At 57.8% G+C, this 23,558-nt stretch carries 27 protein-coding genes and 1 tRNA gene; 20 read left to right on the top strand and 8 right to left on the bottom strand.

The genetic code is table 11. The annotated features are described in order from the left end of the window. Positions 1–11: 11 nt before the first annotated feature. From BVH74_RS09945 to BVH74_RS09955, 3 genes are all read right to left on the bottom strand, one after another. Positions 12–620 carry a lytic transglycosylase domain-containing protein gene (locus BVH74_RS09945; protein WP_080049923.1) on the bottom strand — a complete coding sequence of 203 codons (609 nt, stop codon included), beginning with the start codon at positions 618–620 and terminating at the stop codon, positions 12–14. Between the two features lie 5 nt (positions 621–625). Beyond that, positions 626–2,359, bottom strand: coding sequence for a proline--tRNA ligase (locus BVH74_RS09950; protein ID WP_080049924.1), 1,734 nt, complete (start codon positions 2,357–2,359; stop codon positions 626–628). Between the two features lie 156 nt (positions 2,360–2,515). Next, positions 2,516–3,784 (bottom strand): OprD family porin, encoded by a 1,269-nt coding sequence (locus BVH74_RS09955; protein WP_080049925.1) that lies wholly within the window; start codon positions 3,782–3,784, stop codon positions 2,516–2,518. A 278-nt stretch (positions 3,785–4,062) separates the two neighbouring features. Here BVH74_RS09955 and BVH74_RS09960 point away from each other — a divergent pair, with 278 nt between their 5' ends. Beyond that, positions 4,063–4,491, top strand: coding sequence for an HIT domain-containing protein (locus BVH74_RS09960; RefSeq protein WP_080049926.1), 429 nt, complete (start codon positions 4,063–4,065; stop codon positions 4,489–4,491). After that, entirely contained in the window at positions 4,491–4,709 is a 219-nt protein-coding gene (locus tag BVH74_RS09965; protein WP_231705504.1) for a SlyX family protein, read from the top strand. Before BVH74_RS09960 ends, BVH74_RS09965 begins: the two co-directional genes overlap by 1 nt. Here BVH74_RS09965 and BVH74_RS19055 read toward each other — a convergent pair. Together BVH74_RS19055 and BVH74_RS09975 are read right to left on the bottom strand one after the other, a co-directional pair. Next, positions 4,706–5,305 carry a cold-shock protein gene (locus BVH74_RS19055; RefSeq protein WP_269434081.1) on the bottom strand — a complete coding sequence of 200 codons (600 nt, stop codon included), beginning with the start codon at positions 5,303–5,305 and terminating at the stop codon, positions 4,706–4,708. The genes BVH74_RS09965 and BVH74_RS19055 overlap by 4 nt on opposite strands. 127 nt (positions 5,306–5,432) lie before the next feature. Further along, positions 5,433–5,903: a Dps family protein gene (locus tag BVH74_RS09975; protein WP_080049927.1), complete on the bottom strand. Its 471-nt coding sequence runs from the start codon at positions 5,901–5,903 to the stop codon at positions 5,433–5,435. Positions 5,904–6,225: 322 nt separating this feature from the next. On the opposite strand from BVH74_RS09975, the gene aspS reads away from it, so the two are divergent. From aspS to nadA, 16 genes are all read left to right on the top strand, one after another. Further along, positions 6,226–8,001: an aspartate--tRNA ligase gene (gene aspS / locus BVH74_RS09980; RefSeq protein ID WP_080049928.1), complete on the top strand. Its 1,776-nt coding sequence runs from the start codon at positions 6,226–6,228 to the stop codon at positions 7,999–8,001. Positions 8,002–8,223: 222 nt separating this feature from the next. Continuing rightward, on the top strand, positions 8,224–8,967 hold the full coding sequence (locus BVH74_RS09985; protein ID WP_080051694.1) for a YebC/PmpR family DNA-binding transcriptional regulator: 744 nt from the start codon (positions 8,224–8,226) through the stop codon (positions 8,965–8,967). An 89-nt stretch (positions 8,968–9,056) separates the two neighbouring features. Further along, a complete protein-coding gene (gene ruvC, locus BVH74_RS09990) occupies positions 9,057–9,584 on the top strand; it encodes a crossover junction endodeoxyribonuclease RuvC (protein ID WP_080049929.1) in 528 nt (175 codons plus the stop codon). A 23-nt stretch (positions 9,585–9,607) separates the two neighbouring features. Then, positions 9,608–10,219, top strand: a complete 612-nt coding sequence (ruvA, locus tag BVH74_RS09995) for a Holliday junction branch migration protein RuvA (protein ID WP_080049930.1) — start codon at positions 9,608–9,610, stop codon at positions 10,217–10,219. Positions 10,220–10,255: 36 nt separating this feature from the next. Then, positions 10,256–11,317 carry a Holliday junction branch migration DNA helicase RuvB gene (gene ruvB / locus BVH74_RS10000; protein ID WP_080049931.1) on the top strand — a complete coding sequence of 354 codons (1,062 nt, stop codon included), beginning with the start codon at positions 10,256–10,258 and terminating at the stop codon, positions 11,315–11,317. A gap of 63 nt (positions 11,318–11,380) precedes the next feature. Then, positions 11,381–11,848 carry a tol-pal system-associated acyl-CoA thioesterase gene (gene ybgC / locus BVH74_RS10005; protein WP_080049932.1) on the top strand — a complete coding sequence of 156 codons (468 nt, stop codon included), beginning with the start codon at positions 11,381–11,383 and terminating at the stop codon, positions 11,846–11,848. Between the two features lie 4 nt (positions 11,849–11,852). After that, positions 11,853–12,524 (top strand): protein TolQ, encoded by a 672-nt coding sequence (gene tolQ / locus BVH74_RS10010; RefSeq protein WP_080051695.1) that lies wholly within the window; start codon positions 11,853–11,855, stop codon positions 12,522–12,524. Positions 12,525–12,551: 27 nt separating this feature from the next. After that, on the top strand, positions 12,552–12,998 hold the full coding sequence (tolR, locus tag BVH74_RS10015) for a protein TolR (RefSeq protein ID WP_080049933.1): 447 nt from the start codon (positions 12,552–12,554) through the stop codon (positions 12,996–12,998). Continuing rightward, the gene (tolA, locus tag BVH74_RS10020; RefSeq protein ID WP_231705505.1) at positions 12,995–13,993 is read left to right on the top strand and encodes a cell envelope integrity protein TolA; all 999 of its coding nucleotides are present in this window, start codon (positions 12,995–12,997) and stop codon (positions 13,991–13,993) included. The genes tolR and tolA overlap by 4 nt, the downstream gene beginning before the upstream one ends. Before the next feature lie 11 nt (positions 13,994–14,004). Then, positions 14,005–15,291 (top strand): Tol-Pal system beta propeller repeat protein TolB, encoded by a 1,287-nt coding sequence (gene tolB / locus BVH74_RS10025; RefSeq protein WP_080051697.1) that lies wholly within the window; start codon positions 14,005–14,007, stop codon positions 15,289–15,291. Positions 15,292–15,335: 44 nt separating this feature from the next. Beyond that, complete coding sequence (gene pal, locus BVH74_RS10030) at positions 15,336–15,830, top strand: peptidoglycan-associated lipoprotein Pal (RefSeq protein WP_080049934.1); 495 nt, start codon at positions 15,336–15,338, stop codon at positions 15,828–15,830. A gap of 8 nt (positions 15,831–15,838) precedes the next feature. Continuing rightward, entirely contained in the window at positions 15,839–16,633 is a 795-nt protein-coding gene (ybgF, locus tag BVH74_RS10035; protein ID WP_080049935.1) for a tol-pal system protein YbgF, read from the top strand. A gap of 171 nt (positions 16,634–16,804) precedes the next feature. Then, positions 16,805–17,452: a 7-carboxy-7-deazaguanine synthase QueE gene (queE, locus tag BVH74_RS10040; RefSeq protein WP_177344570.1), complete on the top strand. Its 648-nt coding sequence runs from the start codon at positions 16,805–16,807 to the stop codon at positions 17,450–17,452. A 2-nt stretch (positions 17,453–17,454) separates the two neighbouring features. After that, positions 17,455–18,129 (top strand): 7-cyano-7-deazaguanine synthase QueC, encoded by a 675-nt coding sequence (gene queC / locus BVH74_RS10045; RefSeq protein ID WP_080049936.1) that lies wholly within the window; start codon positions 17,455–17,457, stop codon positions 18,127–18,129. Between the two features lie 58 nt (positions 18,130–18,187). Next, positions 18,188–18,263 (top strand) — tRNA-Lys (locus tag BVH74_RS10050). A gap of 113 nt (positions 18,264–18,376) precedes the next feature. After that, complete coding sequence (gene nadA / locus BVH74_RS10055; protein WP_080049937.1) at positions 18,377–19,414, top strand: quinolinate synthase NadA; 1,038 nt, start codon at positions 18,377–18,379, stop codon at positions 19,412–19,414. 122 nt (positions 19,415–19,536) lie between these two features. Here nadA and BVH74_RS10060 read toward each other — a convergent pair whose 3' ends face one another. Continuing rightward, entirely contained in the window at positions 19,537–21,000 is a 1,464-nt protein-coding gene (locus BVH74_RS10060) for a M48 family metalloprotease (RefSeq protein ID WP_080049938.1), read from the bottom strand. 91 nt (positions 21,001–21,091) lie between these two features. Here BVH74_RS10060 and BVH74_RS10065 point away from each other — a divergent pair, with 91 nt between their 5' ends. Further along, a complete protein-coding gene (locus tag BVH74_RS10065; protein ID WP_080049939.1) occupies positions 21,092–21,340 on the top strand; it encodes a sulfurtransferase TusA family protein in 249 nt (82 codons plus the stop codon). A gap of 11 nt (positions 21,341–21,351) precedes the next feature. After that, entirely contained in the window at positions 21,352–22,437 is a 1,086-nt protein-coding gene (locus tag BVH74_RS10070) for an AI-2E family transporter (protein ID WP_080049940.1), read from the top strand. Positions 22,438–22,473: 36 nt separating this feature from the next. On the opposite strand, the gene BVH74_RS10075 is transcribed toward BVH74_RS10070, so the two are convergent. Both BVH74_RS10075 and BVH74_RS10080 read right to left on the bottom strand, forming a co-directional pair. Continuing rightward, positions 22,474–22,938 carry a peroxiredoxin gene (locus BVH74_RS10075; protein WP_080049941.1) on the bottom strand — a complete coding sequence of 155 codons (465 nt, stop codon included), beginning with the start codon at positions 22,936–22,938 and terminating at the stop codon, positions 22,474–22,476. 14 nt (positions 22,939–22,952) lie between these two features. Beyond that, the gene (locus tag BVH74_RS10080; protein WP_080049942.1) at positions 22,953–23,510 is read right to left on the bottom strand and encodes a glycine cleavage system transcriptional repressor; all 558 of its coding nucleotides are present in this window, start codon (positions 23,508–23,510) and stop codon (positions 22,953–22,955) included. Positions 23,511–23,558 lie beyond the last annotated feature (48 nt).

Here is a 23,558-nt window from a genome sequence, read left to right on the forward strand (position 1 = left end):
GGTTGTTTTGCTCAGTCCTTGACGTGCCAGTAACGGTACCAGTATTCCAGGACCCGGTCGGGGTAGCGTTGGCTACCCAGGCTACCGTTATAGCGGGCCAGCGCCCGGCGCAGGTTGCCGCTTTCCTTGTCCAGATAATATTTGAGAATAGTGCAGCCATAGCGCAGGTTAGTGGCCAGGTCGATGAGATTGTCCTCTGGTCTGCCTAACTCGTGTTTCCAGAATGGCATGACCTGCATGACGCCCTGGGCTCCCGCGCGCGACAGAGCAAAGCGATCAAACAGGCTTTCTACATGAATGACTGCCAGCACCAGATCTGGCTTCAGGCCGGCCTGGCTAGCCTCTCGATGCACCTGACGGAGAAAGTTGAGGCGCTCGCGCTCGTTGGGTAGGTAGCGGCTCATGCGGGTCGACATGTCGAGCAGCCAGACCTCGGCATCGAAGCGGTCATTGAAGCTGTCGGCCTGGGCCACGGTCTGCAGCAACAGCGCTTTGAGCTCCTGGTCGACCTGATGTTCAAGGTTGGCCTGGGCGCCGAGTGGCGCCCAACTGCCGAGTAGGATGAGTAGCCCGAAAAACTGGTGCAGTTTCCGGGCTGACCAGAGCAATGGCCGAAGCATTCGCCTCAGGCCTGGTTGATGCGTCCAGTGAGGAAGTCGAGCATCTGCGCGGCTGGCAGCAACTGTGCCTCGCTGTCGCGCCGATACTTGTACTCCAACTGCCCGTCGGCCAGACCGCGGTCACTGATGACGACCCGGTGGGGGATGCCGATCAGGTCCATGTCGGCGAACTTGACCCCAGGGCTGACCTTCTTGTCACGATCATCCAGAAGCACTTCGATGCCCTGCGCCTGAAGTTGCTGGTACAGCTGCTCGGCGGCATTGCGTACATCTTCAGAGCTTTCCATTTTCATCGGCACGATGACGACCTGGAACGGGGCCAGTGCATCCGGCCAGAGAATCCCGCGCTGATCGTAGTTCTGCTCGATGGCGGCAGCCACCACGCGCGATACACCGATGCCATAACAGCCCATCAGCAGGGTTTCGGTCTTGCCTTGCTCGTTGAGAACGGTGCAGTTCATCGCCTCGCTGTATTTGCGCCCGAGCTGGAAAATGTGGCCGACTTCGATGCCGCGCTTGATCACCAGGGTGCCGTTGCCGTCCGGGCTGGGGTCGCCCTCGACGACGTTGCGCAAATCGGCAACTTCGTCATAGCGGGCATCACGCTCCCAGTTGACACCGGTAAAGTGTTTGCCGTCCTGGTTGGCGCCGCAAACAAAGTCGCTCAGGTGGGCGGCGCTGTAATCGGCAATGACTTTGATGGCAAGGCCAACAGGGCCAATCGAGCCAGGCTTGCAGCCCACCGCTTCGAGAATCTGCGACTCGCTGGCGAAGGTCAGCGGAGCATGAATAGCCGGATGGTTCTCGGCTTTGATCTCATTCAACTCGTGATCTCCACGCAGAATCAGAGCGACCAGCGGGTGCGGTTTGCCTTCCTCGGCTGCGCCGAGCACGATCAGGGTTTTGACGCTCTGCTTGGCTGGCAGTTTGAGGAAGTTACTGACCGCCTCGATGGTGAGCTGGTTGGGGGTGTCGACCAGTGTTTTGGTCTGGCCAGGGGCAGGGCGCTCGCCTTGCGGGGGCAGGGTGGTGGCCTTTTCCATGTTTGCGGCATAGCTGCCGGTATCAGAAAACACGATGGCGTCTTCACCGGAGTCGGCCAGCACATGGAATTCGTGGGAGCCAACACCGCCGATGGAGCCGTTGTCGGCTTCTACCGGACGGAAGTCCAGGCCCAGTCGGCTGAACACATTGCTGTAGGCCTGATACATCCGGTCGTAGGTGCTCTGCATCGAGGCCTGATCCAGGTGGAAGGAATAGGCGTCCTTCATGACGAATTCGCGGGCCCGCATCAGGCCGAAGCGTGGTCGGATTTCGTCCCGGAACTTGGTCTGGATCTGGTACAGGTTGATCGGCAACTGCTTGTAACTGGTGATTTCGTTACGGGCCAGTTCAGTGATCACTTCTTCGTGGGTCGGACCAACACAGAAGTCGCGGTCATGGCGGTCCTTCAGGCGCAGCAGTTCCGGGCCATACTGTTCCCAGCGCCCTGATTCCTGCCATAGCTCAGCCGGCTGGATGGCAGGCATCAATACTTCAAGAGCGCCAGCGTTGTTCATTTCCTCGCGTACGACCTGCTCGACCTTGCGCAATACCCGCAGACCCATTGGCAGCCAGGTGTACAGGCCCGAGGCGATCTTGCGGATCATGCCGGCACGGAGCATGAGCTGGTGGCTGATGACGCTGGCATCAGCGGGTGTTTCCTTGAGGGTCGAAATCAGGTATTGGCTGGTACGCATGGAACAGGCGGTCCTGTAATCTGGATCGGGGAATGGCAGTATTGTACGGGCTTGGGCCGGCTGCCGTACAGTCTGTGGTCCGTGGCGTGGTGAGAAGTTGGCGGGCAAGAAAAAACCCGGCCGAGGCCGGGTTTTTTCGGTTTCCAACGCTGGTGCTTAGAGCAGAGTCCAGGTGTAGGAAACGATCAGGCGGTTTTCGTCAACATCACCGCCATCCAGGCTGGAGTCCTGACGGACGGTGGCGTTACGCCAGCGAACGTTCAGGCCTTCCAGGGCACCGGCTTGGAAGGTGTACTGCAGCTCGGTGTTGCGCTCCCAGCGCTTGTCGCTGGTAATCGCCGGTGTACCAACTTCATTGAGACTGCTCTGGTAGTCAGTATCGATGTTGGAGCCGCGGATGTAGCGGGTCATGAAGCTCAGGCCCGGGATACCCATGCCTTCGAAGTCGTAGTCGTAACGAACCTGGTGGGAACGTTCTTTACGAGCGTTGAAGTCGAGGTATTGAACCGAGTTGGCCAGATAGATGCCGCCATCGAAGTACTCGAAGCCGTGCTTGCCGCTCATGCGCTGATAGGCATAGCTGAAACCGTGGTGACCAGCACCCAGGTTCAGGCCCAGGGAGACGCCTTTGTTAGCGTAGTTTTCGCCAGCCGGGCTGTCATCAGAGGTGTGGTAGTAAGCCAGATCAGTGCCAACGGTCAGGCCATTGCCCAGATCGGTGCTGTAGCCCAGGCCAGCAAAGTGGCGCTTCCACAGGTCGTCGGCCTTGGAGGTGTACAGGCTGGCGTTCAGGTTGTCGTTGAAGTCATAGTTACCGCCGAGGTAAACGACTTTCTCACGCTCGATGAAGGCGCCGCGCGGCTCGGAGGAGTCGTTCATTTCGCTGCGCTTGTTCATACGACCAGCTTCAACGAACAGACCTTCGATCGACTTGTTGGTGATGCTGTAGCCAGAGTAGTGGCTGGGCAGCAGGCGAGCGTCGTCGTAGGCAATAACCGGGTTGTCGACGAAGTGGATACCGTAGCGCAGGACGGTGTCGTTCAGGACGTGGGCTTTGACAGCGCCGCGGATCTGCGAGTATTCGTTGGGGGTGCTGCCATCGTTGTCGACAGCCAGCAGGCCAGTGCCGTTACGGCCGCGGCCGCTGTCCAGCTTGATACCGCTCATGGCGACAACGTCAGCGCCCAGGCCGATCGGGCCTTCAGAGAAGCCAGATTGGAAATTCAGCAGGAAACCAGTAGCAGTTTCTTCGCGCTTGCCAGGATTGCTGCGGAAATCACGGTTGAAATAAACAGTGCGGTTGCTCAGAGTGGCAGAAGCCCCTTCGATAAACCCTTCACCCTCTGCGACAGCTTGGGTGGCGACCAGACCATTGCCCATGGCTACTGCCAGAGCGATTGAACTCCATTTGATGGTGCTTTTCATTGTGTGCTCCTTCAGTTTGAAAAAAACTTAGGTTTCAGGGAACCCGTCTTTTTTTTAGTTGTCGCGCTACATTAAAGCATCAAACCTTTGTTTGGCAAATAAAGGCTTGAAAGACAGTATCTTGTCGCATTTATCCTAGAAACTGTCGCATCATGATTGCGTAACTCACGATGTGCGTTATTGTGAACGCAACGTTGCAAAAAAGCAAAATCTACAGCTCCAGTGTCTCGTTATGAGGCACCAACCTTCCAGGGTTATCACATAACAGAGGTATGCGAATGTTCCAGCTTCATCCACAACTCGTCAATGATGGCATCTTGGTTGGTCACTTCCCGTTGTGTGCCTTGCTTCTGATAAATGACGCGCAGTACCCCTGGTTCGTCACTGTTCCTCGTAGGGAAGATGTGACAGAAATTTTCCAATTGGATGACGCGGACCGGGCTCAGCTGCTACGTGAATCCTGCCAGTTGGCCGAGGCCCTGAAAGATGCGTTTAAGGCGGACAAACTCAATATTGCTGCACTGGGCAACATGGTCAGCCAGTTACATGTGCATCATATTGTGCGTTATCGCGATGATCCGGCCTGGCCGGCTCCGGTGTGGGGCAAGTTGCCACCGGTGCCGTGCACTGAGCAGTTGATAGCTGAGCGTATTGGCAAACTCAAAGCCGTGCTCAATGCTGATTTCAAGTTTGAGGAGTTGGGCTGATGACGATGCAGGATCTTGAGGCAAGGGTCATCGATCTGGAGGCGCGGCTGGCATTCCAGGATGACACTATTCAGGCTTTGAACGATGTGGTGAGCCAGCAGCAGCTGACCTTAGACCGGTTGCAGCGTGCGTTGGAAATTCTGGCGCGCCGCCAGGCGGAGCTGGCGGCGTCGGTGCCGGGTGAGGCGGAGGATGAGCCTCCACCTCCGCACTATTAAATAACGGCTACATCCTCTGCCTGCAGGCCTTTTTCACGGTGGCTGACACTGAATTCAACGCGCTGACCTTCCTGCAAGGTGCGGTGGCCGTCACCACGGATGGCGCGGAAGTGGACGAATACATCCTCGCCGTTGTCCCGGGAGATGAAGCCAAAGCCCTTGCTGCCGTTAAACCATTTGACAGTGCCTTGCTCACGGGTATTGCGGTCACCAGGTGCTTTCCTGTTCCTGGTTGGCTGGCGTTGTGCGCTGGCTCGGTTCGGCAGTAGCCCCAGTACCAGTTCGGTCAGTACTGCGACGCTGGCCAGCAGGGCGGCGGGCAGTAGCAGTAGCCCGGCGGCTGGATTGATCAGCAATGCGCTGGTGGGGATCAGGCCGGCAATCAACAACAGCAGGCTCGACAGCAGGCCGGACAAGCGGTGCGTGCTTTGGGTGTTGCGGCTGAATTGCTGAAGATTGAGCAGGCCGATCAATAGAGCGGCGATGGCTGCTGGATGGGCGATGCCGTGGTGCGGTGCCGGGCTCAGACTGTAGAACAAGCCACTTAACAGGGCGATTGCGCCCAGGATCAGATGCAGGTAACGAATGGTGGTCAAGCTGATTATCCTTATGATGCGATTACACAAAACACGGCATTGGCCGGATGCGCACTCTAACCTGAATAGCCAGCTGCATCAAAAGGGATAAGTGTTGGCGGGCCCGACGGCCCGCCGGTACGGCAGGTTAGCCTTCCAGCAGGCTGCGCAGCATCCAGGCGGTTTTTTCGTGAACCTGCATGCGTTGGGTCAGCAGGTCTGCGGATGGTTCGTCGGCGGCGGCTTCACAGGCTGGGAAGATGCTGCGGGCCGTACGTACGCAGGACTCCTGGGCTTCGACCAGCAGCTTTATCATCTCTTTGGCCTCGGGAACACCCTCGGTTTCCTTGATCGAGCTGAGTTCGGCGAATTGCTTGTAAGTGCCGGGGGCGGCAAAGCCCAGAGCGCGGATCCGTTCGGCAATTTCATCGACGGCAGTGGCCAGTTCGGTGTACTGGGTTTCGAACATCAGATGCAGGGTCTGGAACATTGGGCCTTTGACGTTCCAGTGAAAGTTGTGGGTTTTGAGGTAAAGGGTGTAGGTGTCGGCCAGCAGGCGTGACAGACCATCAGCGATTTTTGCCCGATCATCCTCTTTGATGCCGATATCGATTTGCATGCGATCTCCTTGAGTGCTGTCCTGAATGATTGGATCAGTATAGGTATTGAGTAGCCTGACTCAACCCCCTGCGGCAAGCCTTGGAGAAAACTTTCTTTGGCTCTGATCCGGGCTTTTAAGCCTGGCGCAGTTGGCGTGGTGTGTCGCGTGGCGATTTGTCGCGCACAGGCTGTTGGTCATGTCGGGCCGATTGGCAGGTCGGCGGCGGATGACTCCCCGTGAGCAGCATTTTTCCGGTATATTATGGCGTTTTTATTGAGCCGTTCCGGCGGGCAGTGCAGCTCCGCCAGACTCACCCGTTGACGACAGGAATTACCAAACCATGATGCGTACCCACTATTGCGGCCAGTTGAACGAAACGCTGGCGGATCAGGAAGTCACTCTTTGCGGCTGGGTTCATCGCCGCCGCGATCATGGCGGGGTCATCTTTCTGGATATTCGGGATCGCGAAGGTCTGGCTCAGGTGGTGTTCGATCCGGATCGCGAGGCAACCTTCGCCAAGGCCGACAGGGTGCGCAGCGAGTACGTGGTCAAAGTGACTGGCAAGGTACGTCTGCGCCCCGAGGGGGCGCGTAACCCGAACATGGCCAGTGGTGCCATTGAGGTGCTGGGCTACGAACTGGAAGTACTGAACCAGGCCGAAACACCGCCGTTCCCGCTCGACGATTATTCCGATGTGGGTGAAGAGACTCGTCTGCGCTATCGCTTCATCGATCTGCGCCGGCCGGAAATGGCCGAGAAGCTCAAGCTGCGCTCGCGCATTACCTCCAGCATTCGCCGCTATCTGGACGACAACGGCTTCCTTGACGTTGAAACCCCGATCCTGACCCGCGCCACCCCGGAGGGCGCGCGCGACTACTTGGTACCGAGCCGTACCCACGCCGGCAGTTTTTTTGCCCTGCCGCAGTCGCCGCAGCTGTTCAAGCAGTTGCTGATGGTCGCCGGCTTCGATCGCTACTATCAGATTGCCAAGTGTTTCCGCGACGAAGATCTGCGCGCTGACCGTCAGCCGGAGTTCACCCAGATCGACATCGAGACCAGCTTCCTCGATGAGAAAGACATCATGGCTATTACCGAGACCATGGTGCGCAACCTGTTCAAGGAAGTGCTGGACGTTGATCTTGGCGAGCTGCCGCATATGCCGCTGGCCGAGGCCATGCGCCGCTTCGGTTCGGACAAGCCGGACCTGCGTATTCCGCTGGAGCTGGTGGATGTGGAAGATCAGCTCAAGGAGGTCGAATTCAAGGTCTTCGCTGGCCCGGCCAACGATCCGAAATGCCGCGTTACCGCGCTGCGGGTGCCGGGCGGAGCGAGCATGCCGCGCAAGCAGATCGACGATTACACCAAGTTTGTTGGCATCTACGGCGCCAAGGGCCTGGCCTATATCAAGGTCAACGAGCGCGCCGCCGGTGTCGAGGGGTTGCAGTCACCGATCGTCAAGAACATCCCGTTGGACAACATCAACGTGATCCTGGATCGCGTCGGTGCGGTGGATGGCGATATCGTGTTCTTCGGTGCCGACAAGGCCAAGATCGTCTCCGAGGCTTTGGGCGCGCTGCGTGTCAAACTCGGTCATGATCTGAACCTCCTGACCTGCGAGTGGGCGCCGCTGTGGGTTGTTGATTTCCCTATGTTCGAGGAAAACGACGATGGCAGCCTGACCGCCATGCACCATCCGTTCACTGCGCCCAGCTGCACTGCCGAGGAGCTGGAGGCCAATCCGGCCGGTGCGTTGTCACGTGCCTACGACATGGTACTCAACGGTACCGAACTGGGCGGCGGTTCTATTCGTATTCACAACAAGGGTATGCAGCAGGCGGTATTCCGGGTGCTTGGCATCAGTGAAGAGGAGCAGCAGGAGAAGTTCGGTTTCCTGCTCGATGCGCTCAAGTACGGTGCGCCGCCGCACGGTGGTCTGGCCTTCGGTTTGGATCGTCTGGTGATGCTGATGACTGGTGCCAGCTCGATTCGCGAAGTGATCGCCTTCCCGAAAACCCAGAGCGCTGCCTGTGTCATGACTCAGGCTCCTGGTCTGGTCGACAACAAGGCACTGCGTGAGCTGCACATCCGTCTGCGTGAGCAACCCAAGGCCGAATAAGGCCGTTCGGCGAGGGATACCACGTCGGCGGATGGCCGCCCCCTCTTCTCACAATGACGGGTATGTTCACCGTCATTGTGAGAAGGTGTTGATTCAGGTTCCTCCGGCAGGGTCTGGCGGGGGCGTTGCGTGGTGCTTGTGCCTGTCATTGTAAAGGCCGCAGGCCTGAGGCAATCCAGACGGGCAAGTAGTTGAATACTGATTAATGAACGGAGGATGTCGATGGCCGGTCATTCCAAATGGGCCAACATCAAGCACCGCAAGGCGGCCCAAGACGCCAAGCGCGGCAAGGTCTTCACCAAACTGATTCGCGAACTGACTGTGGCGGCCAAGCTGGGTGGTCCGGTACCGGCTGACAATCCGCGCCTGCGCTCGGCAGTCGACAAGGCACTGACCGCCAACATGACCCGTGACACCATTGATCGGGCCATTGCCCGTGGGGTTGGCAGCAATGATACTGACAACGTCGAGGAGTTGACCTACGAAGGTTATGGCTCGGGTGGTGTGGCGGTGCTGGTCGAGGTAATGACTGACAACCGCAACCGTACTGTCAGCGAAGTGCGCCATGCTTTCAACAAGTGCGGCGGCAATCTGGGTACTGATGGTTCAGTGGCTTACCTGTTCAGTCGACGCGGCCAGATTGGCTATGCCTCAGGCGTTGACGAAGATGCTCTAATGGAAGCGGCGCTGGAGGCCGGGGCCGAAGATATTGTCAGCAACGATGATGGTTCGGTTGAGGTTTTCACTACTTTTGAAAGCTTCGGTGCGGTCAAAGATGCGCTGGATGCTGCCGGGTTCTCGGCCGAGAACGCTGAAGTGGCGATGATCCCGTCGACTACCACTCTGCTGGATCTGGAAACGGCAGAAAAGGTTGTGCGTCTGGTCGATATGCTCGAAGACCTGGATGATGTGCAGAACGTCTACACCAATGCAGATATTCCCGACGAAGTGATGGATCAGCTTTAGGGCAGACTGATTCGTTGCAAGGAAAGCCAACGCCAATCGAGCTGCAATTAATAAGTGCTTCCCCAAGGCCTCTAAAATAGGACAAGAGCATGCCCCTGATCCTTGGGATCGACCCTGGTTCGCGCATTACCGGCTTTGGCATCGTTCGCGAGCAGGCAGGGCAGTGTGAGTATGTAACCTCGGGCTGCATCCGCTTGGGTGATGGCCCATTCCCTGAACGCCTGAAACTTATTTTTGAACATCTGAGCAGTCTGATTGGCGAGTACCAGCCGACCATCCTGAGCATTGAGCAGGTTTTCATGGCCCGCAATGCCGATTCTGCGCTCAAGCTGGGGCAGGCGCGTGGTGCGGCTATTGTTGCTGCGGTGCATGCCGGTCTGGAGGTGCGTGAATATACCGCGCGCCAGGTCAAGCAGGCGGTAGTCGGCACCGGTGCGGCGGACAAGAGTCAGGTTCAGCACATGGTGACCCAGTTGCTCGGGTTGTCCGGCACGCCGCAGGCTGATGCCGCCGATGCCCTGGCTATTGCTCTGTGTCACGCTCACTCACGAGCCCTGCACGAGCAGCTCGGTGGTGGCTTGCTGGGCTTGCGTGGGGGGCGGGTGCGCCGTCGCTGACCAATCAAATTAAGGAATAGCATGTGATCGGACGTCTCAAGGGTACTTTGCTGGAAAAGCAGCCACCACACATACTGCTCGACGTGCAGGGGGTAGGTTATGAGCTGGATGCGCCCATGACTACTTTCTATAGCCTGCCGGCAATCGGCGAAATGGTGGTGCTGCATACCCATTTGGTCGTGCGTGAAGATGCCCAGTTACTTTATGGCTTTTTGGGCAAGCGAGAGCGTGAGCTGTTCCGTGAGTTGATCCGGCTCAACGGTGTTGGCCCCAAGTTGGCTCTGGCGCTGATGTCGGGGCTGGATGCCGATGAGTTGATTCGAGCGGTTCAGGTGCAGGACAGCTCTGCTCTGGTGCGGGTACCAGGGGTCGGCAAGAAAACCGCTGAGCGCTTGCTGATTGAGCTCAAGGATCGGTTCAAGGCCTGGGACATGTTGCCCGGCTCGCTCAAGCCGCTGGCGGCTGCCGGCGCTGCGCCGTCCCTTGCCAGCCACAGCAGCGACGCTGTCAGTGCCTTGATTGCGCTGGGTTACAAGCCGCAGGAGGCCAGTCGTGCAGTGGCTGCGGTGGAAGAGGATGGCCTGAGCAGCGAGGAGTTGATTCGCCGCGCACTCAAGGGCATGGTGAGCGTGTGAATAGCCGGCAAACGCCGATAGCCCATGGACAACGCTATGATTGAAGAGGATCGCCTGATTGCCGCCGCCCCTCGGCAGCAGGAAGAAGTGATTGACCGGGCGATACGCCCGCTGAAACTGGCCGACTACATCGGTCAGCCGGTGGTGCGCGAGCAGATGGAGCTGTTCATCAAAGCCGCCAAGGGGCGGGGTGAGGCACTTGATCACGTACTGATCTTTGGTCCGCCGGGGCTGGGCAAGACTACCCTGGCCAATATCGTTGCCCAGGAAATGGGGGTGAAAATCAAGAGTACCTCCGGGCCGGTATTGGAGAAAGCCGGCGATCTGGCGGCCATGCTGACCAATCTGGAAGCCGGTGATGTACTGTTTGTTGACGAGATTCATCGGCTGTCGCCAGTGGTCGAGGAGATTCTCTATCCGGCGATGGAGGACTACCAGCTCGACATCATGATCGGCGAAGGCCCGGCAGCGCGCTCAATCAAGCTCGACCTGCCCCCCTTTACCCTGGTGGGCGCTACCACCCGGGCCGGCATGCTGACCAATCCGCTGCGTGATCGTTTCGGCATTGTCCAGCGTCTGGAGTTCTATGGTGTGGACGATCTGGCGACTATCGTCAGCCGGTCGGCGGCCATCCTTGGCCTGACTATTGATCCGGCCGGTGCAGTTGAGGTCGCTCGGCGCTCACGTGGTACGCCACGGATTGCCAACCGGCTGCTGCGTCGGGTACGCGACTTTGCCGAAGTGCGTGGCCAGGCCGTGATCAGTCGCGACGTGGCCGATCAGGCTCTGAATCTGCTGGATGTTGATGAGCAGGGTTTCGATCACATGGATCGGCGTCTACTGCTGACCATGATCGACAAGTTCGATGGCGGGCCGGTGGGGGTCGACAGTCTGGCGGCGGCCATCAGTGAAGAGCGGCATACCATTGAGGATGTGCTCGAACCTTATCTGATTCAGCAGGGATTCATGATTCGCACGCCACGTGGGCGGGTAGTGACTCGACACGCCTATAGTCATTTTGGTCTGAATCCGCCCAAGGCAAATGCCGATCCGGTTGGGGACCTTTTTTCCACTAATCAGGGTCAGAGCAATCAATAGAAAAAATTATTCACCGGGGCAGGGGGTGCCCCACTATGCAAACCATTAACTTGGCTCTACATTATGCGCGCTGAAATGCAGGGGCTGCCGTTCGCGCTGAAAGCCCGGGTTTATTTTGAAGATACTGATGCCGGCGGCATCGTCTACTACGTCAATTACCTCAAATTCATGGAACGTGCGCGAACCGAGTTGGTCCGTTCCCTGGGGTTTGATCAAAGCGTCCTGCAACGCGAAAACATCATTTTTGTCGTGCATTCGGTGGCAGCGCGTTACCACGCTCCCGCTCGGCTTGATGATGAACTTGTTGTGAGTGCTGAGGTCTTGGAGATCAAGCGCGCAAGCATTCGCTTCAGCCAGCAGGTCAGGCGCAGTGATGGCGTGTTGTTATGTGAAGGTGAAGTGTTGGTGGCCTGTGTCAGTGCCGACCAGTACAAGCCCAGAATGATTCCGGCCAGTTTGAGTGATGCTTTCAAGGCCACTCAGATGGCCACAGTTACAGCCGAGCGAGGAGAGGCAGAGCGTGCAAGCTGATCAAATGTCGATGTGGCACCTGATTGCCAGTGCCAGTGTGCTGGTGCAATTGGTGATGCTGACCCTGGTGCTGGCATCGGTCGTGTCATGGGTAATGATTTTTCAGCGCAGCAGCGCAATTCGTTCTGCCAAAAGTGCTCTGGATGACTTCGAGGACCGCTTCTGGTCCGGAGTGGATTTGTCCAAACTGTACCGCCAGGTAACCGGCAATCCCGACCATAATTCCGGTCTGGAGCAGATCTTCCGTGCCGGCTTCAAGGAGTTTTCGCGGATGCGCCAACAGTCCGGAGTGGATCCGGATGCGGTTATGGATGCAGTGCAACGCTCCATGCGCGTGGCGATTTCCCGGGAAGAGGAAAAGCTTGAGCAGCACCTGCCGTTCCTGGCTACCGTAGGTTCTACCAGTCCGTATATCGGTCTGTTCGGCACCGTCTGGGGGATCATGAACTCGTTTCGTGGTCTGGCCACTGTGCAGCAAGCGACTTTGGCCACCGTTGCTCCTGGTATTGCCGAGGCGCTGATCGCTACTGCGATTGGTCTGTTTGCCGCGATTCCGGCCGTGGTTGCCTATAACCGGTTCTCTGCACGTTCGGAGATGCTGATTGGCCGTTACTACACTTTTGCCGATGAATTCTCCAGCATCCTCCACCGCCGTGTGCATGCCAGTGAAGAGTAATCGAGAAGAGTATCGAGGGGTTTGACCATGCAGGTTCAAGGCAGACGCCACAAGCGCAAGCCAGTGTCAGAGATGAACGTCGTGCCTTATATCGACGTCATGCTGGTGCTGCTGGTGATTTTCATGGTGACCGCGCCGATGCTCAATCAGGGCGTCAAGGTTGACCTGCCGCAGGTGTCCAGTGAGGTGCTGCCTTCCGATACCAATCAACAGGTACTGACCCTGTCGGTATTGGCCGACGGCACTTACTACTGGAACCTGGGTGAAGCGGTGGATACCGACAATCACACCGACAGTGCGGTCACTCTCGAAGCGATGACCGATGGCGTGGCCAAGATCATGAACGCTCGCCCCGATACCCTGGTCTATATCCGTGGAGACCAGAGCGCTAATTATGGCGTGGTGGTAACTGCGATGGCTGCCTTGCAGCAAGCGGGTGTTCCCAACGTCGGATTGATTACCGAGGCGCCGTGAACGATCGCGAGTACCGGTTGGCGCCTGAACCCTCGGCAGGGTACGGAGCGCCACTTATCAAGGCTCTGGCGCTACATGTATTGGTGGCGATGCTGTTGTTTGTGTCGTTCAGTTCGGCGCCGGAGTTCGAGCCGGCCCGGCCGATCGTGCAGGCGACACTGGTGCAGCTAAACTCCAAGAGCCCGGCGACCACTCAGACTGATCAGCGGATTGCCGGCGAGGCAGCCCGCACAGCAGCGCAGCGTCACGAAGCAGAAGAGCTGAAACAGCAGCAACAGCAACAACAGCGCCAGCAGGAGCAAGAGGCTGCTCGTCGGGCGGCTGAGCAAAAGGCCAGAGAAGAGGCTGCGCGCGCTGAACAGCAGCGGCAACAGGCTGAGACCGAGGCTCAACGCAAGGCCCAGGAAGAAGCGCGCAAGCAGGCTGAGGCTGAAGCGGCACGTGCCGAAGCTGCACGCAAGAGAGCGGCCGAGGAAGAGGCGCGCAAACGTGCAGAAGCTGAAGCCGCGCGCAAGAAGGCTGAAGAAGAGGCTCGGCGCAAGGCGGCCGAAGAGGCCCAGCGTCGTGCAGCGGCTGAGGCTGAGGCGCAGCGCAAGGCTCAGGAGGATGCAAGGGCCAAGGCGTTGGCCGAGCTGCTGGCTAGTGAAACTCAGTACCAGCGGGCTCAGGCCGATCAGATCGGTGATGAGGTGGCGGCCAGCTACGATGATTTGATTCGTCGCTATGTCAGTGAACAATGGCGGCGTCCGCCAACCGCCCGCAATGGCATGGTGGTAGAAGTACGTATCAGCATGTTACCAACCGGTCAGATTACCGATGCGGTGGTGATACGCTCCAGCGGCGATGGTGGGTTTGACCAGTCTGCAGTGCAGGCGGTCCGTAACGTTGGGCGCATTCCGGAAATGCAACAGTTGTCACGTGATAATCCAGCGACCTTTGATCGCATGTACCGACAGCGCACCTTGCGCTTCAGACCAGAGGATTTGGCATTCTGATGAAACGCTTCATGCACATGTTGGCTGCCTTTACCGTATTGCTGATGAGTCAGGTAGTGCTGGCTCAGCAGGCTATTGAGATTACCCGTGGGACCGACAAGGCCACGCCAATTGCGGTGGTGCCTTTCGGTTGGCAGGGCAGTGCGCCGTTGCCGGAGGATTTGGCCCAGATCACCAGCAACAATCTGCGCAATACCGGTATGTTCGCGCCTCTGGCCCGAGAAAACATGCTGAGTTACCCGACTCAGGCCAGTGAGGTCTTTGCCCGCGACTGGCGGATGCTTGGGGCCGAATATGTCGTGGTCGGCCGCATCAGTGGTACTGCTGAGCGTTACGAGGCGCAGTACAGCCTCTATAGTGTGATTCGCGAAGAGGTGCTGTTGTCCAAGACGGTCAGCGGTACTCAGGCGCAACTGCGTGATATGGCTCATCACCTGAGCGATGAGATTTTCGAACACATTACCGGCATTAAAGGGGCGTTCAGCACCAAGATTTTGTACGTCGCAGCTGAGCGTTTCTCCGCAGACAATACCCGCTTTACTCTGCAACGGGCCGACTATGATGGCGCTCGCACCGTCACTCTGTTGCAGTCACGCGAACCCATTTTGACCCCGTCCTACGCACCGGATGGTCAACGGATCTCCTATGTGTCGTTCGAGTCCGGACGTCCGGAGATCTTTGTGCATTATGTGGCCACCGGGCGGCGTGAACGGATCACCAGTTTCGAAGGTCTCAATGGTGCTCCGGCCTGGTCGCCCGACGGTCAGCGCCTGGCATTCGTACTGTCGCGTGATGGGAACCCTGAAATTTACACCATGGATCTCAATAGTAAGCAGATGCGTCGGGTGACCAACCATTTTGCTATTGACACCGAGCCGTTCTGGATGGACAACAACACCATTGTGTTCACCTCCGATCGTGGTGGCAGGCCCCAGATCTACAAGCAGGATTTGAACTCAGGTGTGACCGAGCGCCTGACCTTTGTTGGCAACTATAATGCCAATGCCAAGCTGTCTGCTGATGGGCGCACCATGGTCATGGTGCATCGTCAGGATGGTTACAGAAATTTTCATATTGCTACGCAAGACCTCAAGCGCGGCAATCTGAGGGTTTTAACAGAAACGTCATTAGACGAGTCGCCTACTGTCGCTCCTAATGGCACTATGTTAATTTATGCCACCCGTCAACAGGGGCGGGGCGTACTCATGCTGGTTTCAACCAATGGCCGTGTGCGATCGGAAATTCCGACTCAATACACGGACCTGCGCGTACCATCATGGTCCCCATACCTGCCATAGGGTGCACCAACACAAAACCATATGGGGTTATCTAGGAGTCTATGATGCAAGTAATCAAGTTCGGCAAGTTTGCAGCTCTGGTTGTAGCGTTCGGCGCGGTAGTCGGTTGTTCTTCCAAGGGTGGTGACGCTGCTGGCACCGGCGCCGTTGACCCGAACGCCGGTTACACCAGTCCTGCTGTTGATAGCGGCGTAAGCAGTGCTGAAGCTGCTCTGCGCGCTATCACCACTTTCTACTTCGAGTTCGACAGCTCCGAGCTGAAGCCTGAAGCCATGCGTTCCCTGGATGTACACGCCAAGGATCTGAAAGCTTCTGGTCAGCGCGTTGTGCTGGAAGGCCACACTGACGAGCGTGGCACCCGTGAGTACAACATGGCTCTGGGTGAGCGTCGTGCTGCTTCCGTTCAGCGTTACCTGGTGCTGCAAGGCGTTTCTCCGGCCCAGCTGGAACTGGTTTCCTACGGTGAAGAGAAGCCGGCTGCCATGGGTTCCAGCGAAGAAGCTTGGGCTCAGAACCGTCGCGTAGAACTGCGTAAGTAAGAGGTCGCATGAAAGGTTACAGAGGTGTTGTGTTGGGGGCTCTGCTGCTGCCGCTGGTAGCTCAGGCTCAGGTTCCCGTGGTTGATGGTTCTGGTACGCGTGCCGGGACAGGCCAGACACTTCCCTCTGTGACCTCGCCGGCCGCAGCTGGCCTCTCCATGGAGGGCCAGCTTATGCAGCAGATGTATCAGTTGCAGCAAGAAGTCTCCATGTTGCGCGGTCTGCTCGAAGAGCAGGAGTATCGTATCCGCCAGATGGAGCAGGATCAGCTTGAACGTTATCAGGATCTTGACCGGCGTTTGTCCGGCCAGGGCTCTGCTGGTAATGGCGCCTCTGCACCCCTGCCAGCGGCCAATGAGCCGGTAGCTGGTGGTGCGCTGACGCCTGTACCAACAGCCGAGAGCAATGGTGCTGCGGCCGAGTCTGACCCTGAGCGGGAAAAACTGCTGTATGATGCGGCCTTTGACCTGGTCAAGGCGCGCGATTTCGACAAGGCCATCATGGCCTTCAATGCTTTCCTGCGTCGTTACCCAAACAGTGACTACGCTGGTAATGCCCAGTACTGGCTAGGTGAGCTGCATTTGGCCCAGTCTGATCTGGAAGAGTCCGGGCGAGCCTTTGCTCAGGTTATAAGCCGTTACTCGGGGCACCGCAAAGAGGCCGATGCGTTGTACAAGTTGGCCGATGTTGAGCGTCGTCTGGGTAATAGTGACAAGGCACGCCAACTGTATCAGGAAGTACTCAGCAAGCATCCCAATAGCTCTGCCGCGCAGTTGGCTCGGCGTGACATGGCAACCCTCTGAGCTTTACCTCTCTTGTATTGACGGGCGTAGATTGATCCGGGGATTGGTCCGGCCTGATTTTTACCGTCACTTGCGCTAGAATGCCCGCTTTCCTGAACGCGGCTGTATTGCCGCCCAATGGGCCTCTGCCTGTTTAGCAGTCCAGCCCGGTACATGAGCATGTCCAACGATCTGTTTCCGACGCTCCGGATAACGGAGATTTTCTATTCTATTCAGGGCGAAAGCCGTACTCTGGGGCTGCCTACCGTATTTGTGCGGCTGACCGGTTGTCCGCTGCGCTGTCAGTACTGCGATACGGCCTATGCCTTCAGTGGTGGCGAGCTGCTGAGTCTGGACGCCATTGTTGCACAAGTAGCCGGTTATGCGCCGCGCCATGTCTGTGTGACTGGTGGTGAGCCGCTGGCGCAACCGAACTGCCTGCCTTTGCTGACCCGGTTATGTGATGCGGGATATCAGGTGTCACTTGAGACTAGTGGGGCGCTGGACGTATCTGTGGTGGATGCCAGGGTCAGTCGAGTGGTGGATCTCAAGACTCCGGATTCGCTGGAGGTCGGACGCAATCGCTATGAAAATATGGCTGTGCTGACCGGTCACGATCAGGTCAAGTTCGTCATTTGCAGTCGGGCGGACTACGACTGGGCGCGTTTCAAGCTGGATGAGTATGACCTGGCTGGCCAGGTTGGCGAGGTCCTGTTTTCACCGAGTCATGGTCAGTTGGAGCCACGGCAACTAGCAGAGTGGATTGTTGAAGATAATCTGCCTGTGCGATTTCAGATGCAGTTGCATAAATATCTTTGGAATGACGAGCCGGGACACTGATCATGAACAAGCCAAAAGCAGTAGTGCTGCTGTCCGGGGGGCTGGATTCGGCGACTGTGCTAGCCATGGCTCAGAATAAGGGCTATGAGTGCTATACCATGAGTTTCGATTATGGGCAGCGCCACCGGGCTGAGTTGCAAGCCGCTGAGCGGTTGGCCCGGGCGGCTGGTGTGGCCGAGCACAAGGTAATCGGGCTGGACCTCAATGGTATGGGGGGCTCAGCGCTGACCGACGCCAATATTGCCGTGCCGGAAACTCCCCAGCAAGGAATCCCGGTCACCTATGTTCCGGCGCGCAATACGGTGTTCCTGGCATTGGCCCTGGGTTGGGCCGAGGTGCTGCAGGCGAGTGATATTTTTATCGGCGTCAATGCTGTGGACTATTCTGGCTACCCGGATTGCCGGCCGGCCTTTATCCAGGGGTTTGAACAGTTGGCCAATCTGGCGACCCGGGCGGGGGTTGAGGGACAGGGGTTCCGTATCAGGGCACCGCTGCAGGATATGAGCAAGGCGGATATTGTGCGTGAGGGTACCCGGTTGGGTGTGGATTACAGTCTGACTATTTCCTGTTATCAGGCCGATGAGCAGGGGCGGGCTTGCGGGCGTTGTGATAGTTGCCGTCTGCGTGCTGCAGGCTTTACCAGTGCCGGGCTGCCAGACCCGACGCGCTATGCCTGAAAAAAATCAAAAAACTTCTTGAATTTCTGTGATAAATCAGTAATATGGCGCGCGTTCCGGGTCGTTAGCTCAGTTGGTAGAGCAGTTGGCTTTTAACCAATTGGTCGTAGGTTCGAATCCTACACGACCCACCATTTTCCCCGTTGTTCTGTGTTTCTCTCCTCATTGCTTCGCACTGTATAGTTAACCAGCCCTTGTATCAGGTTGTGTTAATATAAGGTTCTGTCTCCGTTAGGGATTGAAGTTCATGTCACAGATTCCTGAGCGTCTGCTGGTGCAGGCGCACCTGGCGGCCAAGGAGCCGGCTCCATTGAGTGCGGCAGAGCAGGCCGACTACAAATCCCGTATCGCAGCTGCGCTGAAGGCGCACAACGCGGTATTGGTTGCGCACTATTACACCGATCCGTTGATTCAGGCTCTGGCTGAAGAGACTGGTGGCTGTGTATCCGACTCCCTGGAGATGGCTCGTTTCGGCAAAGAGCATCCAGCTCAGACCCTGGTGGTCGCTGGCGTGCGGTTCATGGGCGAAACGGCGAAGATCCTCAGTCCGGAGAAACGCATCCTGATGCCGACTCTGGAAGCGACCTGCTCGCTGGATATCGGCTGTCCGATCGATGAGTTTTCCGCTTTTTGCGATCAGCATCCAGACCGCACCGTAGTGGTGTATGCCAATACCTCGGCAGCGGTCAAGGCTCGTGCTGACTGGGTAGTCACATCCAGTTGTGCACTGCAGATTGTTGAACACCTGATGGATAAGGGTGAGAAAATTCTCTGGGCACCGGATCAGCACCTGGGTAATTACATTGAGCGTGAAACCGGCGCTGACATGCTGTTGTGGGAAGGCTCCTGCATTGTTCATGAGGAATTCAAAGCCAAGGCCTTGCTCGACCTCAAGGCTGTGTATCCCGAGGCTGCAGTGCTGGTGCACCCAGAATCACCGGCTTCGGTGGTGGAGTTGGCTGATGTGGTGGGTTCGACCAGTCAGTTGATCAAGGCTACCCAGACACTGGCTAACCCGACTTTTATCGTCGCGACCGATCGGGGCATTTTTTACAAGATGCAGCAGGCAGCTCCTGACCGACAGCTGATCGAAGCGCCAACCGCAGGTAATGGCGCGACATGTCGCAGCTGTGCTCATTGCCCGTGGATGGCCATGAATACCTTGCCGCGGGTTCTGCAAAGTCTGGAGCAGGGGACCGATGAGATTCTGGTTGATCCGGCCCTGATCCCGCGTGCGGTCCAGCCGCTGCAGCGGATGCTTGATTTTACCAACGCCAAGCGCTGATCAATCGGGCTTTAAGGGCGCCCCAGGTCGCAATGGGAAACGTATGTTCCTGTTGCAGCTCAAGGGGCAGCCTGCGCGATTCTGAAACTGGCAGCACCTCGTTGTTTAAAGTGCCGCTCTGCTCAGAAGCTTTTTATCATTTCACGTTGGCGCGCCAGGTCTTCCTGGCGCGCCTTGATCCGTGAACTCATGACGAAATTGTCTCCGGCTCGACGCAGGGCCAGGTCCAACTGCTCGCCAGCCTGGTTGAGATCGCCTGCCAGCATGAAATATTCGGCGCGAGCCATATGCACACCGAGAATATCACCGGCCAGGCCGCGAATTTCGGCGGTCAGATACCAGACGTCCGGGTCATCGCTGCGTTGCTGGACGAGGCGGTCAATGCTGCGTTGCGCATCCTGATAACGTCGGGCCTTGAGCAACGCTTCGATACGGGCTTGCTGGAGCGGGTAGCTGTTGGGGTGGTTGCGTGACTGAGTGTCGATCAAGGCCAGCGCGCTTTCAGTCCGGTTGCGCTGAATCTCCATGTCGATCTGTGCCAGGTGTACGGCGAGATTGTCGGCCTGGCTTTGCAGCAGCGGCGCCAGTGTCTGTTCGGCTTGATCCAGTTGTCCGCTGCGGGCCTGGGCCAGAGCCAGGCCATAACGGGCGGCGGCGTGTTCGCCTTCGTGCTGGTCGAGCAGGGCGCGGAAGCGTTGGGCGGCCAGTCCGGGGCTTTGTTCGTAGAGCAGTTGTACTCGGGCGCGCATCATCTGGTAATAAATGCTGTCGCGCCGGCCATTGCTGGTGAGTTGCTCGGCCCGGTTGCGCGAGTCGGCAATACGTGACTGGTTGACCGGGTGAGTCAGCAAGAATTCTGGCGGGGTACGGTCGAAACGACTGAGTTGGGCCAGGCGCTCAAACATGTCAGGCATGGCGCGTGGGTCGTAGCCGGCCTGCTGCAGGTTCTGGATGCCGATGCGGTCAGCTTCCTGTTCGTTTTGGCGAGAGAATCGCCGCTGCTCCTGTATTGCTGCCGCTTGGGTCGAGGCCAGGGCGGCAAAGCCGGCATCGCCACCGCCACTGGCGGCCAGTACCACGCTAGCAAGCATCGCTGTCATCAGCGGTATACGCATGCGCTGTTGCTGTTCCAGATTGCGGGCGAAATGGCGCTGCGACAAGTGCGCCAGTTCGTGGGCCATAACCGAGGCGAACTCGGCTTCGGTGTGGGCGTGCAGGAACAGTCCGCCATTGACTCCGACAACTCCGCCAGGGGCGGCAAAGGCATTGAGCTGCGGGCTGTTGACGATTACAAAGGCCAGGCGCCGGTCGGTCAATTGGCTGGTTTCGGCCAGTTGGTAGACATGGGTTTCGACATAGTCCTTAAGGAGCGGGTCGTCCAGGGTCGGCACGGCGCCGCGCAACATCGTCAGCCAGGCCCGGCCCAGCTGGAACTCTTGGTCTCGGGACATGATCGAGGCACTGGTGTCACCCAGTGAAGGCAGGTTGAACTCGGCCTGTGCTACCAATGGGGTGCTCAGGCTGGCGAGTAAACTCAGGGTCAGAACCTTGAGGGCGCCAACAGGGACTACTTTGCTGAAATACATGATTACGATTCTAACCGTCCCGTAGTGGTTGTCTGCTCTGTGCAGGGCAAGGCTATACTGGGCGACCTCTCTGCTACAACGGAGCCTGATCATGGTTGTCGATTCAACGGTGCCCCGCGCCGACCAAACGCTGGATGCCCGTGGGCTGTCCTGCCCGCTGCCTCTGCTCAAGGCCAAGCAGGCCTTGAATTCTCTGGCGTCAGGGCAGGTGCTGCATGTGTCGGCGACAGATGCCGGATCGCGGCGCGACTTTCAGCGCTTTGCTGAATTGTCAGGCCATGCATTGCTACACGCCGATACATTGGACGGCGAATTCCATTATTGGTTGCGTAAATCCTGAGATCAACCGGCATGCTGAAAGTTTTCCAAGGTTGGGTGCACCGTTATTTCTCCCAGGAAGAGGCTGTGGTCCTGGCTGTGGTACTGGGACTTGGCTTTAGCATCATCATTTTCTTTGGTGGAATGCTGGCACCGCTGTTGACCGGCTTGGTGCTGGCTTATTTGCTGCAGGGGATGGTCATGTTGCTCAAGCGCTGGCACATGCCGCATTGGCTGGCGGTGTGGACGGTGTTTTTGCTGTTCCTCGGTGGGCTGGGTGCCCTGTTCGGTGTTGTGGTGCCATTGGTCTGGAAGCAGATGCTCAATCTGTTCAATGAGCTGCCGCGAATGTCCAACGAATGGCAGGATCAGTTGATGCACCTGCCGGAACGTTATCCGGCGCTGGTGTCGGAAGAGCAGATCGTGCGCATGATCAATACTGCCAGTGGTGAGCTTGGGCAGTTGGGGCAGTGGGTGCTGTCCCAGTCATTGGCCAGTCTGCCGATGCTGGTGAATATCCTGGTCTATCTGGTGTTGGTACCGATTCTGGTGTTCTTCTTTCTGATGGACAGCAGCAAGATTCGTGACTGGATGGTCAACTACCTGCCGCGTGAACGTCGCTTGATGTCGGAAGTCTGGACCGAGATGAATCAGCAGATTGCCAACTACATTCGCGGCAAGGTGGTGGAGATCATCATTGTTGGTGCCGTGACCTATGTTTGCTTTGCCATCCTCAAGGTCAACTATGCCGCTCTTTTGGCCGTGGTGGTCGGTCTGTCGGTGCTGGTGCCTTATATTGGCGCGGCGGTAGCGACCATTCCGATTGCGTTGATCGGGCTGTTTCAGTGGGGGTTGGGCAACGAGTTCATGGTGCTGATGATCGTCTATGCGGTGATTCAGGCGCTGGATGGCAATGTGCTGGTGCCGGTGCTGTTTTCCGAGGCGGTCAACCTGCATCCGGTGGCGATCATTGCCGCTGTGTTGATTTTTGGCGGGTTATGGGGGTTCTGGGGGATCTTCTTCGCCATTCCGCTGGCGACTCTGTTCAAGGCTGTGCTTTATGCCTGGCCCAAAGGGGTCGAGGCGGTCAGTGAGGGAGCGCCACCTGAAGAAGAGTGAAGTGCTGGCCTGACATCCAGGCCAGCAGGCTTGTGGTTACAGTGAGCGAACTGCCTCCAGAACCTCAGCCACATGCCCGGCAACCTTGACCTTGCGCCACTCCCGGCGTAGCACGCCCTGGGCGTCGATCAGGAAGGTGCTGCGCTCAATGCCTTCGTATTGCTTGCCGTACATCTGCTTGAGCTTGATCACGTCGAACAGGCGGCACAGTTGTTCTTCAGGATCGCTGATCAGCTCGAATGGAAAGCTGTGCTTGGCGCGGAAGTTTTCGTGGGTACGCAGGCTGTCTTTGGATACCCCGAAGATTACCGCTCCGGCCTTTTGGAACTCGGCATGCAGATCTCGAAAGTCCTGACCCTCGGTAGTGCAGCCGGGAGTGTTGTCCTTGGGGTAGAAGTAGATCACTACCTTCTTGCCGGCCAGGCTTGCCGGGCTGACTTCCTGTTGGCTGGTGGCTTGAGCGCTGAAGTCGGGAATCTGCTTGTCCAGAGTAATGCTCATCGGTGTGCTGCCTCTCAGTGAAGGGGACGCCAGGGTTCTATCACGGCATCAAGGTTGAGTTCATCACAGAAATCGAGGAACTGTTCGCGCAGCCAGCTCAACTGAGTTTTGGCCGGGATGGCGATGGTCAGGGTCAGATTGAGCATCGCGGTGCCAGTATGCTGGGCCTGATAGGTGAAGCTGTAAAATTCTTCGATGTCGATGCCAAGCTGCTGGAAGAAGGCGCAGAGCTCGCCGATCAGCTCCGGGCGCTGGGCGGCGGTAACGAACACGTTGTAGGGCAGAGCCTGAGGGCGCTCGACCAGGCTTTGGCTACGGCTCATGGATACCGTGAAGTGTTCGCGCTTGGCCAGTGGCGGCAGTAGGCTTTCGAGTCGGGCTAGGGCGTCCCAGTTACCGCTGACCTGCAGCAGCAGAGCGGTGGTAGTGCCATGGCGGCTCATGCGGCTGCTGACAATCAGGCAGCGCTGCTCTAGGCACAGCCGGGTCAGGAGGCTGGCCAGGACCGTGGTCTGCTGGCCCATGGCGTTGATGACCAGGTACTGTTCCCGTTGGCTGGGCGGTGTTGACATGCGGTTCCTCGAACAGATGATCGCAGCTTGAGGCTGCGTTGGGTTTAA

It is taken from the genome of Halopseudomonas phragmitis (assembly GCF_002056295.1).
GTDB classification, from domain to species: Bacteria; Pseudomonadota; Gammaproteobacteria; order Pseudomonadales; family Pseudomonadaceae; genus Halopseudomonas; species Halopseudomonas phragmitis.

Bases quoted from the DNA above. Each gene is read 5' to 3' on its own strand.
- BVH74_RS09945 (WP_080049923.1), bottom strand. From the start codon at position 620: ATGCTTCGGCCATTGCTCTGGTCAGCCCGGAAACTGCACCAGTTTTTC.
- BVH74_RS09950 (WP_080049924.1), bottom strand. From the start codon at position 2,359: ATGCGTACCAGCCAATACCTGATTTCGACCCTCAAGGAAACACCCGCT.
- BVH74_RS09955 (WP_080049925.1), bottom strand. From the start codon at position 3,784: ATGAAAAGCACCATCAAATGGAGTTCAATCGCTCTGGCAGTAGCCATG.
- BVH74_RS09960 (WP_080049926.1), top strand. From the start codon at position 4,063: ATGTTCCAGCTTCATCCACAACTCGTCAATGATGGCATCTTGGTTGGT.
- BVH74_RS09965 (WP_231705504.1), top strand. From the start codon at position 4,491: ATGACGATGCAGGATCTTGAGGCAAGGGTCATCGATCTGGAGGCGCGG.
- BVH74_RS09975 (WP_080049927.1), bottom strand. From the start codon at position 5,903: ATGCAAATCGATATCGGCATCAAAGAGGATGATCGGGCAAAAATCGCT.
- aspS (WP_080049928.1), top strand. From the start codon at position 6,226: ATGATGCGTACCCACTATTGCGGCCAGTTGAACGAAACGCTGGCGGAT.
- BVH74_RS09985 (WP_080051694.1), top strand. From the start codon at position 8,224: ATGGCCGGTCATTCCAAATGGGCCAACATCAAGCACCGCAAGGCGGCC.
- ruvC (WP_080049929.1), top strand. From the start codon at position 9,057: ATGCCCCTGATCCTTGGGATCGACCCTGGTTCGCGCATTACCGGCTTT.
- ruvB (WP_080049931.1), top strand. From the start codon at position 10,256: ATGATTGAAGAGGATCGCCTGATTGCCGCCGCCCCTCGGCAGCAGGAA.
- ybgC (WP_080049932.1), top strand. From the start codon at position 11,381: ATGCGCGCTGAAATGCAGGGGCTGCCGTTCGCGCTGAAAGCCCGGGTT.
- tolQ (WP_080051695.1), top strand. From the start codon at position 11,853: ATGTCGATGTGGCACCTGATTGCCAGTGCCAGTGTGCTGGTGCAATTG.
- tolR (WP_080049933.1), top strand. From the start codon at position 12,552: ATGCAGGTTCAAGGCAGACGCCACAAGCGCAAGCCAGTGTCAGAGATG.
- tolB (WP_080051697.1), top strand. From the start codon at position 14,005: ATGCACATGTTGGCTGCCTTTACCGTATTGCTGATGAGTCAGGTAGTG.
- pal (WP_080049934.1), top strand. From the start codon at position 15,336: ATGCAAGTAATCAAGTTCGGCAAGTTTGCAGCTCTGGTTGTAGCGTTC.
- ybgF (WP_080049935.1), top strand. From the start codon at position 15,839: ATGAAAGGTTACAGAGGTGTTGTGTTGGGGGCTCTGCTGCTGCCGCTG.
- queC (WP_080049936.1), top strand. From the start codon at position 17,455: ATGAACAAGCCAAAAGCAGTAGTGCTGCTGTCCGGGGGGCTGGATTCG.
- nadA (WP_080049937.1), top strand. From the start codon at position 18,377: ATGTCACAGATTCCTGAGCGTCTGCTGGTGCAGGCGCACCTGGCGGCC.
- BVH74_RS10060 (WP_080049938.1), bottom strand. From the start codon at position 21,000: ATGTATTTCAGCAAAGTAGTCCCTGTTGGCGCCCTCAAGGTTCTGACC.
- BVH74_RS10065 (WP_080049939.1), top strand. From the start codon at position 21,092: ATGGTTGTCGATTCAACGGTGCCCCGCGCCGACCAAACGCTGGATGCC.
- BVH74_RS10070 (WP_080049940.1), top strand. From the start codon at position 21,352: ATGCTGAAAGTTTTCCAAGGTTGGGTGCACCGTTATTTCTCCCAGGAA.
- BVH74_RS10075 (WP_080049941.1), bottom strand. From the start codon at position 22,938: ATGAGCATTACTCTGGACAAGCAGATTCCCGACTTCAGCGCTCAAGCC.
- BVH74_RS10080 (WP_080049942.1), bottom strand. From the start codon at position 23,510: ATGTCAACACCGCCCAGCCAACGGGAACAGTACCTGGTCATCAACGCC.